At 43.7% G+C, this 1,396-nt stretch carries 2 protein-coding genes and 1 pseudogene; all 3 read left to right on the forward strand.

Annotation, left to right across the window (positions count from 1 at the left end):
• Positions 1-358: tyrosine-type recombinase/integrase (locus VB732_RS35835; protein ID WP_323235539.1), on the forward strand; the 358-nt coding region annotated here is incomplete at its 5' end.
• Positions 359-361: 3 nt separating this feature from the next.
• Positions 362-829, forward strand: a complete 468-nt coding sequence (locus VB732_RS35840; RefSeq protein ID WP_323235540.1) for a hypothetical protein — start codon at positions 362-364, stop codon at positions 827-829.
• Positions 830-1,019: 190 nt separating this feature from the next.
• Positions 1,020-1,396, forward strand: a pseudogene (locus tag VB732_RS35845) (hypothetical protein); the annotation flags it as partial.

Raw genomic sequence — 1,396 nt, forward strand, 5'->3', positions numbered from 1 at the left:
CCGGGAAGTTTTAGCAGAGTATTTGCAATTGCGCGAACAGCAAGGAGAGGTTTTGACCAGCCTTAGTCCATTGATGATTTCACATCATGCTTCATACAAGGGTGAACGCTTGAGTTATCACGGCATTTACTTCGCTGTGGAAAAAATCGGTGAAATAGCTCACATTGAGGATTTACATCCTCACTCCTTTCGCCACACCTATGCCACTGACTTATTACTATTGGGAGTTGACCCCAGCCATGCACGAAAATTAACAGGTCATCAAAGCGAGAAAGCGTTTCGGCGCTATACCCTTCGTAGTGAGCAAGAAGCTGCGATCGCTGCTTACTATCGTGCAATCGGCGAAGAAGTGGAATAAGGTATGCCCAAGCCACTTGATCCAAAGTGTCAGCTATGTTCCAAATTACCAACAACCCAAGCTAAAGTGCTGCATGGAACAGCAGGGGACGGATGTTGGAATCCAAAAGTCTGCCACAATCGCCGTTCGTTTTACCGCCACCGTTCGCAGAATAATTCAGCAGAAATTGATTCAGTAACAGTCGAACCACCAGCAACATATTTTGCAGTACTGTATTTGTATAAAGAACCAGGGGATAAACCATTGCACGCCTTGGGCGCAGAACTCTGGCTGGGGCAACAGCCTATTTGTCGCTTAGAACCAATTCACTGTTTTGGGCTAACGGCTGGCAAGATCCGCGCCTATACAGATCAGGTGTTACAGGCATTTGCAAAACAATACAGTGTTTCACTATATCAATATAAGGATATGTTTGAAATTACCTCAAGCTACTGCCCAGTGCGACCCTGCCCGTTACATCCAGAATCCTAGAGATGACCGAATAATTCGTAATTCGTAATTCGTAATTAATTAGGAGTTAATTAATAATTAAATCATTGAGGGTACAAGCCCCAAGATCAGTTATGAAGAAAGAGAAAATGCATAGCAACTTTATTCAAGCTCCCGGATAAATTCTTTAGGGCAATAATTACGAATTACGAATTAGAAATTACGAATTATTATGACCACATACCACCAATTAACAATCTGGGATGTATTAGATGAGTTGTCCGAATCTCCACCAACTTCTTCCCTTGATGCTATGTGGGATTGTTTGGATACCGAGCTAGAAAGTTTACCCTTGGAGGCACAGTTATTAACCGCAGCGCTTGCCTTCAGTCAAATTGCGGATATTCTTAAGTCTCGTGCCGAAGTGCTGTTGCAAGATACCCGCGACCGCAATAGTCTTTTGGGGCCTGTTGTTAGCACCGATCTCTTTGCTGGTCTAGTGCGGACAACAATGCACCTAGATTTAGATGATTTGATTGAACCGCAAACACCACAAACCTTTAGACCACACGGCCCACACCAATTTTCATCTCCTACTGAGTTGGATAA

This window comes from Nostoc sp. UHCC 0252, from assembly GCF_034931145.1.
Taxonomy (GTDB): domain Bacteria; phylum Cyanobacteriota; class Cyanobacteriia; order Cyanobacteriales; family Nostocaceae; genus Nostoc.